11 protein-coding genes are annotated in these 15,779 nt (G+C 60.4%); 7 read left to right on the forward strand and 4 right to left on the reverse strand.

Annotated elements, in window-relative coordinates:
• The first annotated feature begins 115 nt into the window (after window positions 1-115).
• Together AC0L7I_RS08525 and AC0L7I_RS08530 are read left to right on the forward strand one after the other, a co-directional pair.
• Window positions 116-1,054: an ATP-grasp domain-containing protein gene (locus AC0L7I_RS08525; RefSeq protein ID WP_473396021.1), complete on the forward strand. Its 939-nt coding sequence runs from the start codon at window positions 116-118 to the stop codon at window positions 1,052-1,054.
• A gap of 36 nt (window positions 1,055-1,090) precedes the next feature.
• The gene (locus AC0L7I_RS08530; RefSeq protein WP_473396022.1) at window positions 1,091-2,002 is read left to right on the forward strand and encodes an MBL fold metallo-hydrolase; all 912 of its coding nucleotides are present in this window, start codon (window positions 1,091-1,093) and stop codon (window positions 2,000-2,002) included.
• Window positions 2,003-2,007: 5 nt separating this feature from the next.
• On the opposite strand, the gene AC0L7I_RS08535 is transcribed toward AC0L7I_RS08530, so the two are convergent.
• Together AC0L7I_RS08535 and AC0L7I_RS08540 are read right to left on the reverse strand one after the other, a co-directional pair.
• On the reverse strand, window positions 2,008-3,936 hold the full coding sequence (locus AC0L7I_RS08535) for a DUF3604 domain-containing protein (RefSeq protein ID WP_473396023.1): 1,929 nt from the start codon (window positions 3,934-3,936) through the stop codon (window positions 2,008-2,010).
• A gap of 76 nt (window positions 3,937-4,012) precedes the next feature.
• The gene (locus AC0L7I_RS08540) at window positions 4,013-4,519 is read right to left on the reverse strand and encodes a hypothetical protein (protein ID WP_473396024.1); all 507 of its coding nucleotides are present in this window, start codon (window positions 4,517-4,519) and stop codon (window positions 4,013-4,015) included.
• Between the two features lie 112 nt (window positions 4,520-4,631).
• Here AC0L7I_RS08540 and AC0L7I_RS08545 point away from each other — a divergent pair, with 112 nt between their 5' ends.
• From AC0L7I_RS08545 to AC0L7I_RS08555, 3 genes are all read left to right on the forward strand, one after another.
• Window positions 4,632-6,257 (forward strand): peptide ABC transporter substrate-binding protein, encoded by a 1,626-nt coding sequence (locus AC0L7I_RS08545; protein ID WP_473396025.1) that lies wholly within the window; start codon window positions 4,632-4,634, stop codon window positions 6,255-6,257.
• Window positions 6,258-6,282: 25 nt separating this feature from the next.
• Window positions 6,283-7,371 (forward strand): DUF3667 domain-containing protein, encoded by a 1,089-nt coding sequence (locus tag AC0L7I_RS08550; RefSeq protein WP_473396026.1) that lies wholly within the window; start codon window positions 6,283-6,285, stop codon window positions 7,369-7,371.
• 180 nt (window positions 7,372-7,551) lie between these two features.
• Entirely contained in the window at window positions 7,552-10,728 is a 3,177-nt protein-coding gene (locus AC0L7I_RS08555) for a TonB-dependent receptor domain-containing protein (protein WP_473396027.1), read from the forward strand.
• A 216-nt stretch (window positions 10,729-10,944) separates the two neighbouring features.
• Here AC0L7I_RS08555 and AC0L7I_RS08560 read toward each other — a convergent pair whose 3' ends face one another.
• A complete protein-coding gene (locus tag AC0L7I_RS08560; RefSeq protein WP_473396028.1) occupies window positions 10,945-11,835 on the reverse strand; it encodes a class I SAM-dependent methyltransferase in 891 nt (296 codons plus the stop codon).
• On the reverse strand, window positions 11,832-12,644 hold the full coding sequence (locus AC0L7I_RS08565) for a TrmH family RNA methyltransferase (RefSeq protein WP_473399128.1): 813 nt from the start codon (window positions 12,642-12,644) through the stop codon (window positions 11,832-11,834). Before AC0L7I_RS08565 ends, AC0L7I_RS08560 begins: the two co-directional genes overlap by 4 nt.
• A 97-nt stretch (window positions 12,645-12,741) precedes the next feature.
• On the opposite strand from AC0L7I_RS08565, the gene AC0L7I_RS08570 reads away from it, so the two are divergent.
• Window positions 12,742-14,187 carry an OmpA family protein gene (locus AC0L7I_RS08570; RefSeq protein ID WP_473396029.1) on the forward strand — a complete coding sequence of 482 codons (1,446 nt, stop codon included), beginning with the start codon at window positions 12,742-12,744 and terminating at the stop codon, window positions 14,185-14,187.
• Window positions 14,187-15,713 carry a hypothetical protein gene (locus AC0L7I_RS08575; protein ID WP_473396030.1) on the forward strand — a complete coding sequence of 509 codons (1,527 nt, stop codon included), beginning with the start codon at window positions 14,187-14,189 and terminating at the stop codon, window positions 15,711-15,713. The genes AC0L7I_RS08570 and AC0L7I_RS08575 overlap by 1 nt, the downstream gene beginning before the upstream one ends.
• Window positions 15,714-15,779: the final 66 nt, after the last annotated feature.

The following is a 15,779-nucleotide window of genomic DNA, read 5'->3' on the forward strand; positions in this document are numbered from 1 at the left end:
AGCAAAACGTCACATTTGTGCGGCATTAAGTGTGTTGTCAGTGATCAGTCACCGTGCGAGGCAGAGCGAAGCGAGGGCGCAGCCATCCGTTGTTCCCGCGACAGGAGTTGACGCGATGTCCGAACGTCTCTGGATCACGGATTTCAAGTATGACGAGGGTACGATCCTGGTTAAAAAGACCGGGCATCGCATCGTGCCGGACCTTTCGCTCCTGCACAGTATTTTCACCTGGTTCTGCTTCTACTTCTTTGCCCAGACATGGCGCACATGGCGCCGCATCACGGGCCACAAGCGCCCCACCATCGCCTTCTATCCCGACAAGCCGCGTCCGTGGTACTTTATTTGGCCCGTCATGCATGTCTCGGGCTCGAAATTGATAGACGATGTTTCCAAGGCCGACATTGTCTTCCAGTTTGATGATTCTACGGAAACCGACAACGCTGTACCCGCGGTTCGGGAAAATGCGCGCCTCGTCAATTTTGGCTGCCAGGACGTTTCCAAGACGACCGTCGCCGAAGCGTTCGAACGCGCGGCTGGCTATTCGCTCAAGGTCGATCCAACCACCTATGAAGGGCGTATGGTCGAAAAGTCCGAGTTGAACGCTGCCCATGATGGCCGCGTCCTCGAAGGCCCGCTTGATACGCCTGTCGCGGGAAAGACATACCAGTTGCTGGTCGATAACGAGATTGACGGCGGTCTTGTCGAAGACCTGCGCTGCTGCATCGTCGGCGGATCGCCGATTATCGTGTTTCGCAAGCGTCGTCCGCTGGCTCGGCGATTTCTCAACGAGAATGTCGAAGTTTTGCTCGACGAGCCCCGCAATTGCTACACGGCCGATGAAATTGCCGTGATTGAACGCTTTGCTGCAGAAGTCGGGCTGGACTGGGGCGGTGTTGACGTCTTACGTGACCGGATGTCAGGGCGAATCTACATCGTCGATGCGAACAAGACCGACATGGGCCCGCCAGTGGCGCTCAAACTGGGCGCGAAGCTGCGCGCCACGCGCCGCATGGCCATCGCGTTTGCCGGGGCGTTCGCACCGAAGAAACGCTGATCCCAACCGGCAAGGTGAAAGTTCAAGAGTGTAAGCATGGCTATTCCATATGTTCGGGGCATTGAGTTCGAGTACGGCGAGGTCCAGCAGGTCTCACCGCTGATCCGCCGCGTGATTGCCAATAATCCGGGCCCGTTCACCTATGTCGGCACCGGCGTCTACATTATCGGCAAGGGTGAAGTGGCCGTGATCGATCCCGGTCCGATGGATGACGCGCATTTCGAAGCCCTGAAGGCCGCCCTTGAAGGCGAGACTGTCACGCATGTTTTCGTGACGCACGGCCATTCAGACCACTCGCCGCTTGCAAAGCCGCTCGCCGAATGGGCCGGTTGCAAGACTTACGCAAAGAATTGCGGTGTTCCGACCGCCAAGGGCGAACTGGGAAGCGCGGACGATCTCGGTTTCATGCCGGACGTCAAGATTGGCGATGGCGACAGCTTCTCCGGCCCGGGCTGGACGCTCGATGTGATCGAGACACCCGGGCATACTTGCAATCACCTTTGCTTCGGCCTGCGGGAAGAAAATGCCTGCCTGTCCGGCGATCATATCATGGGCTGGTCCACGACGGTGGTCGCGCCGCCTGATGGCGACATGGCCGACTATATGGACAGCCTTGAAAAGATCCGCGTCAAAGGTTTCGAGACGCTCTGGCCGACGCATGGCGATCCGGTTCGCGGTAAGGATTTCGTCAACACGTTCATCACCGAATATGCCAGCCACCGCCGCGCTCGCGAGGCAGCCATCCTCGAACACCTGCGCAACGGTGAAACGTCGATTCCGGCCATGGTCGAGATCATGTATGCGGACGTCGAAAAACGTCTCCACCCGGCGGCAGCCATGTCCGTTCTCGGCCACATGATGGCACTGATCAAGGCGGGTGTCGTGCGCACCCCTGACGATGCGCCGACGGTTCGCTCTCGTTTCGAACTGGTTCGCACGAACGCCTGACGGGCCTATTCGTTCGCCAGCGGATCAAGACCGGCATACCAGATCGGTGACGACCAGGCCCGCTCCTGCAGGGTCTCGGGCAATTCCGGATTTGGCGGCGTACCGTTGCGCACCGCGTCCCATGTCGACCAGCGGCAGGTAGGATTTTCCAGGACACGCACATAATAGGCGGCCTCGAGACCGGCATCGAAGCCGGGATCCTGCCAATAGGCCTTGAGCTCATTGGCGCCGGTGCCGGGCTGTGTGCTGCAATCCGAGATATCCACGCTTGCCCCATTGTCAGGGCAGCGGTGCGTCGCGGCATCCGGCTCGGCGCCACCCGAACAGGCAACGTCATGCACGGCTTCGTGCGTGTTCCCGTTGCTGGACCAGACCTTGACCACCTGCGCGCGCTGCAGCGGCGCGCTCATCGGGTCGCGCACGGCCCAGACGAGGAAGCCGGGGGCCGCGTCGCTGCCAACCATCTCGAGCTGCCCGCCCATTGCAACGCCCTCATCATAGGCGCGGGCCAGCATGTCCGCATCGTCGAGCATCGAGGCGGTGTAATCCATGCCGGCAAAGAAGCGCACTTTCATGCGCGGGCCCGACGTGCCGAACGTCTCCTTGCGGCGCATCGCGTCGAAAATGGCGTCGCGCGTGTTGGATTCCGCCCATACGCCGGCAAGGCCGCTGGAGCTGAACTGGGTTGCCGTTATCTGTCTCCGTGTCTTGGGGTCTTCAGCGCCGTCCCAGGTCTTGCCGCCATTTGGGGGAACCGACCGGCGGGCTTCGGGACTGGCGCCGTCCTGGGGAGTCTTGCCCCAATGGAATTCCTCAACCAGCGACGCGCCTGCGACGTGCGTGTCGCTGGAGCTGATGAGACCGAACTTGTACGGATTGAATCCCTCTGCCTCCTGCAGGGCGAGGCCGCGCTTGTAGGCGGAGCGGACAAAGTCTCCCGCGCCGGGATTCGTCTTCATCGTGCTCCCGATGAAATACTCGTATTGTTCGAAATCGGCCCATTCGTCATTCGGCGACAGGGTGGGAGTTGTTTCCGACGTGCCCTTGACCTGGGACACTTCGACAAGCGGCTCGTTGCGCATGCGCTTGTCGGCATAGCCTGCCGTCAGGGGCTCTCCATCATAGGTTTGCAGGGCGAACATCTCGCCGTTCGATGCGTTTGAATTGTGCGGAATGGCCAGTACGTCACGCCCCTCTTCGCGTTGTCCCTCCATCCATGTCCACAAGTCTTCGGGATTGGTGGAATTGAGCGTCGAGAAAAGGCGCTCGGGCGCTTCGCCCCGGAAAATGACATTGCGGTGCAGGTTGCCAGCTGCCGGCGGCCCATCGCCGGGAACTGCCATCATTGCTGTGAATTCGTAGCCAGAAAAGGCGGTGAACTTGCCGGGCTCGTTATTGCGTTCGGCTGAATTGACCGTCGCGGCCCAAACGGAATCGATGAGTTCGCGATCATAGATCTCTTCAATTTCCTCGCCCGAAACGACCGTCACGCCGACGCGCAGGAAGGACTTGCCGGGATCGGTTGCATCGGCACCGAACACCGATTGCGCCAGAGCGGTTTGCGACAAGGGAGACGACGGCGCATCCATCGCAGGAACCACGCCGAGGTATTCGCCGTGATCCGTGACGGCGAGGAAATCCAGCGGCGGACCGGACAGCTTGATATCATAACCTGCGGGGTGGCGGATGGCTTCGCCCTTGGCAAACCTGTAGGCATCGTCCGGGGTCGCGCGCACGCCGAAAATATAGGCGTCGAATGAATTGCTCGTGTGCACGTGGACATCGCCGAAATAGGCATTGCGGGTTGGGTTTGCGGCCGGGGTGGGCTGGTCAGCGGCTGGCGCCGCCGCCTCATGGATCTTGGCGTTTGTTGCGGCTGGCGCACATGCGGCCAGTGCGAGGGCCGGCAGGGCCCATCCCAAATGCTTGCTCATTGTGTTTCCTCTCCCGTTTTTTTGGGGAGAGTGCCGAAAGTCCGGGCAAGTGCAAAGGAAAAACCGGCGTGACCGCCTATTGTTCGCGGCGCACCCGGAAGGCCAGTCCGCCGTCGAGCTTCATCTTGTAGCTCCCGAGGGCAGCGGAATAGATGCGGGCTTCGGTCTGGTTCCTTGCGCGGGTGCTCTTGTCGTCGATCTGCACCCAGACCTGCCCGTTATCCAGGGTAACACGCAGCTTGCCGGCGCTGTCCATGCGTACGGACGTTACGCCCGTCGTGATCTCATTCAGGTCCGTGTCGGCTCCGCCGCTCTTCTTCAGCGCCAGGGACGGCAGGGACGGGATCGAGAATCCGAAAGAGTCGCGTTTCACCTTCTCGACTTCGGAACGAGTGATTGTTGTCACTTCGCCGGCATCTTCAGCGGCTTTCAGGCGTCCGACGGCCGCATCATAGCAGGCCAGCCTTTCGGCATCGGTGCTGATGCCAGCGCAGGCATAGACGTCATCCGTGGAAACGTCCTCTGCCAGTGCGGGCATTGAAACGAGGCAAATCGCGGCAATCGCGCTCAGGAATCGGGTCATTGCAGGTTGTCCTCTGTGTTCGTGTCAGGCCGCAGGGTTTCCAAAGCCGTGCCAGTCTGGCAGCAGTGTGGCAAATCTGGCGCCTGCCGGAAAGCCACCGGAGACAAGAAACATGATGCTGAAGCCCCTGATGAGTTCGACCGTGACGGCCGCCTTGGTGCTGGCCCTTGCTGCCTGTGGCGGCGGTGGTGGCAAGGCGGCTGACGACGTGCCAACGCTTCGCCGAGGCATTTCAGCCAAGGTCGACACGCTCGACCCGCACAAGTCGTCGGCGCAGTGGGAAAACATCGTTATCGGCGACATGATGATCGGCCTCATGACTCACGGTGAGGACGGAAAGCCCGTTTACGGCATGGCAAACAGCTACGAGACAGACCCGACGGGCCTGGTCTGGACGTTCCACCTTGGAGATTATGTCTGGTCGGATGGCGCGCCGGTGACTGCTGGAGATTTTGTCTACGCCCTTCGCAGGATCCAGAAGCCGGAAGTCGCGTCGCAATACGCGTCCCTGCTGTATGTCATCAAGAACGCCGCCAAGGTGAATACGGGCGAAATGGCGCCTGAAGAGCTCGGCGTCCGCGCCATCGATGACAAGACTCTCGAACTCACGCTCGAATACCCTGCACCTTACCTGCCCGGCCTGTTGACCCATTACACGACCTACCCGGTGCCCCAGCACGCCGTCGAGCAGTTCGGCGACGCCTGGATCCAACCGGGGAACATTGTCACCAATGGCCCCTACAAGCTCGTCTACTGGCGCACTGGCGACCAGCTCGTCTCGGAGAAGAACCCGACCGGGTTCGCCGCTGACCAGGTCTGTTTTGACCGGGTTGTCTATTACGAGCTTGAGGACCAGACGGCCGTCGAGAACAAGATTGCGGCGGGTGAACTCGACATAAACAATGCGTTTGACGGCGCCCGCCAGGCCGAACTTGAGGTGAAGTTCCCGGGCTGGCCGCGCACGACACCGTCGCTTAACACGACCTATTGGAGCATCAATTCCTCGCAGGAGACGTTCAAGGACGTGCGGGTCCGCAAGGCGCTCGCGATGGCGCTCGACCGCGAATTCATCGTCCGCAACGTCCTGACGCCCGGCTTCCTGCCAGCCTATTCGATGGTTCCGCCCGGTATCGACAATTATGACGTCGAGCGTCCGTCGGTTGACTGGAAAGACATGCCCCGCGCAGAACGGCTCGCTGAGTCGAAGCGCCTGCTAGAAGCGGCCGGATACGGTCCGGACAATCCGTTCAGGTTTGAATTCATCCACCGCTCGACCGACGACAATCCAAAGGCTGCGCCGGTGGCCCAGGCCAATTGGGCCGAAATCGCCCCTTGGGTCGAGCCCACGATCATCAAGCAGGATACCAAAGTGCTTTACGCCCGGCTGCGCCAGTCCGATTTCCAGGTCTCCGATGGTGCCTGGGTTGCCGACTATGATGATCCGCTAAACTTCCTGTACCTTCTGGAGTCAAACACCGGCCAGCAGAACTATGGCCGCTATTCGAACCCGGAATATGACGCACTTCTGGCCCGTTCGAACGCCGAACTCGACCTCAGGAAGCGCGCCGAAACCTTTGCGGAAGCCGAGCAGCTCATGCTGAACGACTACCCGATCACGCCGATGTGGTTCCAGGTGACCAAGAACCTGGTTGATCCAAGCCTCACAGGCTGGACCGACAATGCCGTCGACCAGCACCGCTCGCGTTTTCTCTGCCGGGACGGTATGAAAACGAAATAGTTTTCTGGGTCGCGGGGAGGGCGGCATGGAGCATGATGTCGAAGTTGCAGGTGCAGCATCACTTGGTGGCTTGTCAGCGGGTGGGCACCATCCGGTGCAATCGGGCGAGCCCTGCAAAAATTGCGGTGAAATCGTTGCGGACAGGTTCTGCACAACTTGCGGCCAGCTCGCTTCGGATTTCCACCGTCCCTTTTGGGAGCTGATCTCAGGCAGCCTCGCCGACCTGTTTTCGCTGGACGGCCGACTGCTGCGAACCTTGCCGGTGCTGATGTTCCGGCCCGGACGCGTGACTCGCAACTACCTGGACGGCCAGCGGGCGCGCTATGTCCCGCCGTTTCGGATGTTCCTGCTGGCGTCGCTCGTCTTCTTCCTGACCGTGTTCACGCTGAGCGACGAATTGGGGTGGTTTGCAGGCTGGAAATTCGACCCGGTCATGTCCGCGGGGGTGACAGAAAACCACGTTGCGGCGGCCGATCAGGCCGCAAGCGAGGAAGCGACGGCGCGATTGGAACAGGCCGGGTTCGATGCGCAAACGCCAGCCGGAAGCGAGCAGGGGGATCCGGCTTTCCCATTCGCCGAGACTCTGCTGCCCGACGGCACAATTGATCGCGACGCACTGCGCGCGCTGATCCGCGACCGTATGGACGCTGGTTCAACACCAGCGGAAATGGAGACGGCTTACAAGGCGGCCGAGCAGGCGGCGACGGTGTACGAAAACCAGGACCGTTTCGGCGCCCGGTTGCGTCAATGGGCTCCGCGGTTCAGCCTTTTGTTCTTGCCAGTGTTCTCCCTTTTGCTGACTTTGCTCTACGCTTGGCACCGCAAGGTCTATGTATACGACCATCTCATTGTCGGCCTGCATTTCCAGACGTTTCTCTATTTGCTGGGCACCACACTTTTGCTTGCAGTGGCGCTTTTCCCGCAAACCGTCGAGGGGCTTGTTTTTGGCAGCATTCTGGCCATTTTTATCTATGTTTACAGGATGTTGCGGGTTGCCTACCGGACGGGGCGCGCGATGTCGGTGCTCAGGACCAGTATTTTGTTGTTTCTCGGCATGATTTTGCTCGCCTCGCTGGCCATGGGCCTGGTCATTCTCAGCTTCCTCCTCACTTGAGGCAGGAAATGCCCGCGACTGAGGCAAATAAACCACACCCGGTCGGATTTGATGACGGAAAGGTAACGACGCGTTGACGTCTACGTGACGAAAGCCCTATCGATATGGCCAAGTCCCGGAATCAGGGGTCCGGGCTAGCGTCCTGAACAGGGCGCCTTTGTAACAATTGGAGGTACCAACGTGAACGGGAATACCATGAAATCCCGCCTGCTTGCCTCGTCCGTATTTGCGGGCGCTGCACTTATGGCATCGGCGAGTATGCTCGCTACAGCTCAGGAAGCTGATGACGCAGTCGACACAGTCGCAGCGCCGGCAGCAGAGGATGCGACCGCGCGTCAGGCTACAGTCTATGTGACTGGCTCGCGCATCGCGTCGCCAAACCTTGTCACGACCAGCCCGGTGACGAGTGTTTCGGCCGAAGACATCAAGCTTCAGGGCGTGACCCGCGTTGAAGACCTTGTCACCCAGCTGCCCCAGGCATTTGCTGCGCAGAACTCGTCTGTTTCGAACGGTGCGTCCGGTACGGCTACGGTCAGCCTTCGTAACCTCGACCAGGGTGGCAGCGCGACGCGTACGCTCGTCCTGATCGACGGCAAGCGCATGCCATACGGTTCGCCAAACGATGCGGCTGCCGACCTTAACCTGATCCCGGGCGCTCTTGTTGAGCGCGTGGACGTGCTGACCGGCGGCGCTTCGGCTGTCTACGGTTCGGACGCTGTTGCCGGTGTTGTCAACTTCATCATGAAGGACAACTTCGAAGGCGTGCAGATCGACACCCAGTACGGCTTCTTCCAGCACAATAACGACTATGACACGAACGGCGACCTTCGCAGCGTGATCGAAAGCCGTGCTGCGTCGAACCCGGCTCAGTTCAAGGTTCCGGAAGATAACGTCGTTGACGGTATTTCGAAGGAAGTGACCGCGATCATGGGTGTCAACACCGATGATGGCCGCGGCAACCTGACCGCATACATTTCGTTCCGCGACAATGACGAAGTCCTCCAGGGCAACCGTGACTATTCGGCTTGTGCCATTGGTTCGGCATCTGCCACGGGCTTCACATGTGGTGGTTCGTCCACGTCCTATCCGGGCCGTATTACGGACTTCAACAGCTTCAACTACACGATCGACCAGGCAACTGGCGACTTCAAGCCTTGGAACAGCGCGACTGACCAGTACAACTATGGTCCGTTGAACTATTACCAGCGTCCGGATGAGCGTTATTCGTTCGGCTTCAATGGCCACTACGAGATCAACTCGAACGTCGAAGCCTATACTTCGGTCATGTTCATGGATTACCAGTCGAAAGCGCAGATCGCGCCGTCGGGTAACTTCTTCGTGACGAACACGATCAGCTGCGACAATGCGCTGTTGTCGGCCAGCCAGCAGGCTGCCCTTTGTGCGATCGACCTCGTGCCGGATATCGTTGATGATCCAGACACGACCGATGACGAAGTTGCTGACTTCATTGCCGGTTTTGATGATCCTGCCGTCGGTGCGGCTTGGGTTGCTGCCACAATTGGTACGCAAGATGCCATTACGGGCGCGTCGCCATTCCTGAATACTGACGGAACGCTTGGTTCGGCAGCATTCGACGGTGTGGTTCCATCTTACTTCGGACGTCGTAACGTCGAAGGCGGCGGACGTACGGATAACCTCGGTTACCAGACCTATCGCGGTGTTGTCGGCCTTCGTGGCGACCTGCCGGAAGCGCCAGGCTGGACGTATGACGTATCTGCTCAGTACTCGCAGGTCACGATGAACCGTTCCTACACGAACGAATTCTCGATCACGCGCCTCACGCGCGCTCTTGACGTGGTTGACGATGGTTCCGGCACGCCGGTTTGTGCCAGCGTCCTCGACGGCACCGATCCGAACTGTGTACCGTACAACATCTTCGAAATCGGTGGTGTTACGGAAGCGGCTCTGAACTACCTGCAGGTTCCACTGCTGCAGAGCGGCACCACGACACAGAACATCGTGTCTGGCGTTCTCTCCGGCGACCTCGGTCAGTATGGCTGGAAAATGCCATCGGCTGACGAAGGCCTGAAAGTGGCGCTCGGTGTTGAATACCGCCGTGACTCGCTTGAATCCATCACTGACAACTCGTTCGCTACGGGTGACGGTGCTGGTCAGGGTGGACCAACGATCGGCCTTTCGGGTGCTATCGATGCATACGAAGCCTTCGGTGAATTCCAGCTGCCACTCGTTTCCGGCCAGCCCGGCATCGAGCTGCTGTCGCTCGAAGGTGCTTATCGTTACTCGTCCTACTCGACGGGAACGAGCTCGGACGCTTACAAGATCGGCGGCGACTATGCTCCGAGCGAAGACATCCGCTTCCGCGCCAGCTTCCAGAAAGCTGTCCGTGCGCCAAACGTCATCGACCTCTTCCAGGCACAGGGCTTCAACCTGTTCGACCTTGACGATGACCTCTGCGACTTCACGGATCCGGCCGAAGACGGCACGGCGGATGCATCCGCATGTATCGGTTCCAACCCATGGCAGGTGAACGGTGCCCAGGCGAACGGTGGCGCACTGAACAGCCCCGCTGGCCAGTACAACTACCTGCAGGGTGGTAACCCTAACCTCGAGCCAGAAGAAGCTGACACCTATACGGTTGGCTTCGTTGCAACGCCTACCTTCCTGCCGGGCCTCAGCCTGTCGGTCGATTACTATGACATCGACATTCAGCAGGCGATCTCGACGGTCGGTGGCAGCGTCACCATGCAGCTTTGCTACCTTGAAGGTGACATGGATGCCTGTAGCCGCATCCAGCGTAACGCGAATGGCCAACTCTGGGTCGGTACGGGTAACGTTGTAGACACCAATATCAACATCGGTGGCATCGCCACGTCGGGTGTCGATATCAGCGGTGCCTACGGCTTCGATATCGGTGAGATGGGTGCACTCAACCTGTCCATGAACGGTACCTACCTGAACAGCTACGATGTCGACCCTGTCGGCAACGCTGGTTACGCGTATGACTGTGTTGCGAAGTATGGCAACGACTGCACGACTCCGATCCCGGAATGGCGTCACCGCGCCCGTATGCAGTGGGTCACACCTGTTGAGGGCCTCGAAGTGTCTGGTACATGGCGCTACGTTGGTGCTGTCGATCTCGACACCGGTGCAACTGGTCGCGTCGACTCCACGCTTGATGCAACGAACTACTTCGATCTCGCCGGTACTTGGGGCGCGACGGACTACGCTACGTTCCGCTTCGGCGTCAACAACGTGCTGGATGAAGATCCACCACTGTCGGCTTCGACCGGTACAACGGGTAACGGTAACACCTACCCACAGACGTACGACGCTCTTGGTCGTTACTTCTTCGTTGGTGCGACGCTGGACTTCTAGTCCAACGCCTCATGGCAAACATTCGGGAACGGCGGTCCTTCGGGGCCGCCGTTTTCTTTTGGGCGTGAGGTCCGATGAAAAGGCACCGCGCGACCTGGCCATGCAACGCGAGAAAGGCGCAGCTGCCGCACCGTGCATGTCCGTGCGGTCTTCGTGTTGGTTTCGGGCTTTTTCCGTGTATCGCTGTTGCGGGAAAAGGAGCAGGCTATCCAGCGGTCAGGCGGCGCGCCACCGGGCGTAGAGGGCCGTCGGCAGGAGGCGGTCTTTTCCCTGCTGCGGCAGGGCCATCTCTCCCTGTTCCATGATGCCGCCCAGCGGGCTGAGCCGGTCGGCCAAAGTCTGCGACAGGGCGAGGTAGGACAGGCGCACGGCATAGGCCGTCGCGATCACGAATAGCGGGGAATCGCTCAGCAATTCCCGAATGTTATCAAGCAGGAGCGGCAGGTCTTCCTCGAAGCGCCAGGTCTCATTCTTGGGGCCGCGCCCGAACTTGGGTGGGTCCAGGACAATGGCGTCATAACGGTTGCCGCGGCGAATTTCACGGGCGACGAACTTCATCGCGTCGTCGGCGATCCAGCGGATCGGTTTGTCTGCGAGGCCGCTCAGGGCCTGGTTATCCTTGCCGAAACCGTTCGATTTCGGGCTGGCGTCCAGATGCGTCACCTCCGCGCCGGCGGCAGCGCAGGCGAGCGACATCATTCCGGTATAGCCAAATAAATTCAGGACCTTAACGGGCCTTTTGGCGGCGCGGACCTGATCCTGTGCGAAGCGCCAATGGACCGAATGTTCCTGGAATACGCCCATATGACGGAAGGCCGTGCGGCGCGCGGTGAAGGTCAGGCCGTTCCAGCGCATCGGCCATTCCTCGACGGCGCGCGGCGAGAGGATTTCCCACTGGCCGCCACCATCCTCGTCGCTGCTTTTACTGGCGAAAATGGCATCGGCCTTCCAGCTGTCCAGTGGCCGGGCAGGCTCCCAGAAGGCTTGCGGGTCAGGCCGGATCACGGTCTGGCTGCCGAAGCGCTCCAGCTTCTTCAAATGACCGCTGTCGAGCAGCGCATAATCGTCCCAGTCATCGGCGATGAGGAGTTTTGTTTCTGTAATCATTGGAAATTTCTCTGCCGCCAGGATTCGTATGTCATGATGGCCGTGGCCTGCGCAAGGTTCAGGCTGTCGGCGCCGCCGCGCATCGGGATGAGGGCCAGCGTGTCGCATTGGGCTTCGATGGACTCTGGCAGGCCGGCCTGTTCATTACCCATGATGATCACGGCGCGGGGGCCGAACGGTGCCTGGTCGTGACGCACGGTGCCGTTCACCGAGGCCGCCGTCAGGCTCATCTTGCCGTCGTGCCTCCATGCATTGAACTGATCGAACGTGGCATTCGCAAACGGCATGTCGAAGATCGAACCCATCGACGCCCGGACGGTTTCGAAACTGTACGGGTCGCAACAGGTTTCAAGCAAGATCACGCCCTTGGCACCAGCGCAGTCTGCGGTGCGCAGGATGGTGCCGAGATTGCCGGGGTCTCGCACCTCATAGAGTGCAATCCAGATGCCGTCGCCCTCGGAATTCAAGGCTTCGAGCGGCCGGTGAGCCTGATGGAAGGAGGCGATCACGCTCTGGGCGTTGTCCTTGTGCGTGATCTTGGACATCAAGCGTTCAGGCGCTTGCACGACGCGCGCGCCGGCCGCGCCGGCACGCTTGGCGAGGGTTGCCAGATGAGGCCGGTCCGCCATCGTTGAGGCAATGACGAGCGTCTCCGCTCTCCAGCCCTGTTCGAGGCCCTGTTCGACCAGTCTTGCACCCTCTGCCAGGAAAAGGCCTGTCTCGGCACGTCCCTTCTTCCTTTCAAGACTTTTCAAGGACTTAATGAGCGCATTCGAAGGGCTGGTGATGGTCTCAATCGGGTGATTTATGGAGAATGGGGCCTACAGCAGAAGTCTTGCGGATAAAGGTTGAATAGGGCATCCCTGAGCACAGGGAAGTGTCTTCAGGAAAATAAGAGGGGTCCCAATGAGGCTACTCGATTACCTGTTCGCCCTCGTGGCGCTCGCCGGTCTTGTCGCCGCGAGTTGGTGGGGCGTTTATCAGTCACCGCAGAATGCTGCAAACCTGCAGTTCCGTCTTCAGCAGCAAACCTCGGCCGCGCTCAAGGCTGCCGGCATGGACTGGGCCGTCGTGAACATGGATGGCCAGCGCGCCGTCCTTTCCGGAAAGGCCCCGTCGCCCGATGCGGTTCGCGACGCCGCACTGATCGTTCTGGGGGCCGACGGTCCGGGTGGCCTGATCTTCGGAGGCGTGACCCAGGTCGAGAATGCCGCTGACAGCGCACCGCCTGTGTCGCCCTATGTCTGGCGCGCCGAAAAAACCCTGCAAGGCGCTTACGTGCTCTCCGGACATGTGCCCTCGAAGGCCATCCGCAAGGCCTTGCTGGGCGAGGCAGCTCTCCTCTCGAATGGTGCCGACGTGGACGACCGGATGCAACTCGCCACCGGCGCACCCGCCGGAAACTGGCAGGGAATGGCGCGTCTCGGCCTGCAGCAACTGGCGCGCCTCAGCTCAGGCGATGTCAGCCTCAATGACCGGCGATTGCGCGTACATGGCGTGTCCGCTGATCCGGACATTCGCGCAAAGGTTCAGGCCGAAATCAGCAATGTTGCGGCGCCATTCAAGGGTGAGCCGATGGTCCGCGGCGCGTCCCTCTGGCTGGCTCGCGTGTCGGAATCGGGCCTGTTGCTCAAGGGCAATGTGTCGAGTGAATCCGAGCGCCGTGAAATCCTGACGCTCGCGCGAAAACACTTCAAAGGCGATGTTACCGACGAGATGGTAGTCGCCGACCAAGCCTATCCCGGATGGATGGACGGAGTCCGTCGGGGCCTGCCCCAGTTTGCCAGGTTCCAGGATGGCGAGATGGCTTTCGATCCAGACGGAACTGGCTTCTATATCGCGGGCGAGGCCGGGCCGAGCGTGCTCGCCTACCTTGAAGAAGACCTGGCGGGTCTATCAGGCGCCTATTCGGCGAATCTGGTTGTCGACCGTCATTTGCCTGCCTCAACTGCAACCGGCGCGTCGCCGCTCGCGCTCGACGCGTGCCAGGACATTGTTTCCTCCCTGCTGGATACCAGCCCGATCGCCTTCGCTGCGGGCGCTTCAGCCCCCGGTCGCGATAGCGGCGATGCGCTCGACAGGCTGGCAAGTGCCGTCGATGCCTGCGACCCTGCGCTGGTTTTCACCATTGTTGGCAATGGTGACGCCATGAACGCGGCACGGTCAGACGTGGAACTAGGGAGGGCCCGCGCAGCCAATGTGGCTGATTTCCTCAAAGTAGCAGGCATTGATGCCGACCGATTGTCTGCGATTGGCTATGGCCCCGGTGTTGCGGAGCAGGCTATTGATTCGGCTGACGCCGGGGCAGACAATCGGCAGATCGAAATCACTGTTCTAGAACGGAGCGAATAATGTCCTGGCTACTCACGCACATGTGGATGGCGCTTGCCGCTGTTGGACTGTTCGGGCTCCTTTTCGGGTGGTCCGTTCGCGGCATCCTTCTGGTTGGCAAACTGCGCACGGCGCGCGTCGACCGCGACGTTTCCAAGACCGAGCTGGAGCAGGCGAGGGCCGAAATCGAGGGCCTGTACGCCGCGCAGCGCAATACCGCCCCCGGGGCGAGTGATCCCGCCCTGAAAGCCGAGCTCAACGTGCGCGAAAAGCGAATGGCAGAACTATCGTCCGAGCTGGCGCGGTCGAAGGCAGAGCTTGAAGCCCTGAAATCCGGTGCCGGGCGTGGAAGCTCCGTCGCTCCCGCGGCTGCCTCGGCCAAGCCCGCAGCGACGGCACCTGACGAAGAACCAAGCCTGCTTTGGCGAAACCGCCATCTCGAAAGCCGCGTGCGGCACCTGGAGTCGGCGCTCCACCAGCCGGCCACCGCTGCGGCCGCTACAGTCGTGCCTGCGGATGCGGTGGCCAGTAGTGCGTCCCATGAGGACGCAGCCCAGGTCGACAAGCTGAAGTGGCAGACGGACGTCCTGAAGCAGCGCGTCGAAGCGCTTGAGGCCGAACTGGCCGCCCAGCCCGCCGCAATTGCCGGTTCAGCGCATCCCGTCGCCGAGGGTGACGTGAATGAGGAACTCGCGCGCCTGCGCTGGCGCAATCGCTTTCTCGAAGGCCGCGTGGCGTATTTCGAAGGGGATTCTGCGTCTGCGTCGGAAGACGCTTCGGATGCTGCGGACGAGTCTTCGTCGGACGATGGTGCGGAATCGGTTTCGGCCACGGATGCGATCCTGACCGAACTGGAGCAGGCGGACGCGGCGGCTGATGCCGACGAGGCCGACCTGGCTGATGAGGACGACGAGTCTGGAGCGGATGACGAAGATGAAGCTGAGTCAGACGACGATGACGATGATGCGGAATTCGACGACGCGCTAGAAGCGGACGATGACACGTTTTCTGATGATGAGTCGGGCGAAGACGACGACGAATATGAGGATGACGACGAATCGGAAGACGACGAGTCGGATGATGACGACGACTCAGATGACGACGAGTCCGATGAAGATGAGGATTCGGACGACGACGAAGCCGATGATGAAGACGTCGATGACGACGATGACGATTCCGAAGAAGGCGACATCGACGAAGACGCCTTTGACGAGGACGAGGTCGACGAGGGCGACCTGGATTCGGACGATGAAGATGATGCCGAAGAATCGGACGAGGCCGAGGACGAGATTGAGGCCGAACGGCCCATCGCGCTTGAAAAGCCGGTCGCCGACGCGCCTGATGACCTGACGATCATTGGTGGCATCGGCCCCAAGATCCAGGAAGTGCTGAACGAGCTCGGCATCTTCCATTATGACCAGATCGCGGCCTGGAGCCCGGAGAATATTGCTTGGGTCGATCATCACCTGAATTTCTCGGGACGGATTTCCCGCGAAGGCTGGGTTGAGCAGGCTGCAATCCTGTCCGGCGACGTTGCCGACGAGTAGGAGCCAGACCTTCATTCATTACAGGTTCAGTCTTCATAGCCCAGTTTGGGCGCAGTGACGCGGCCT

It is taken from the genome of Hyphomonas sp. J20-32, assembly GCF_055808555.1.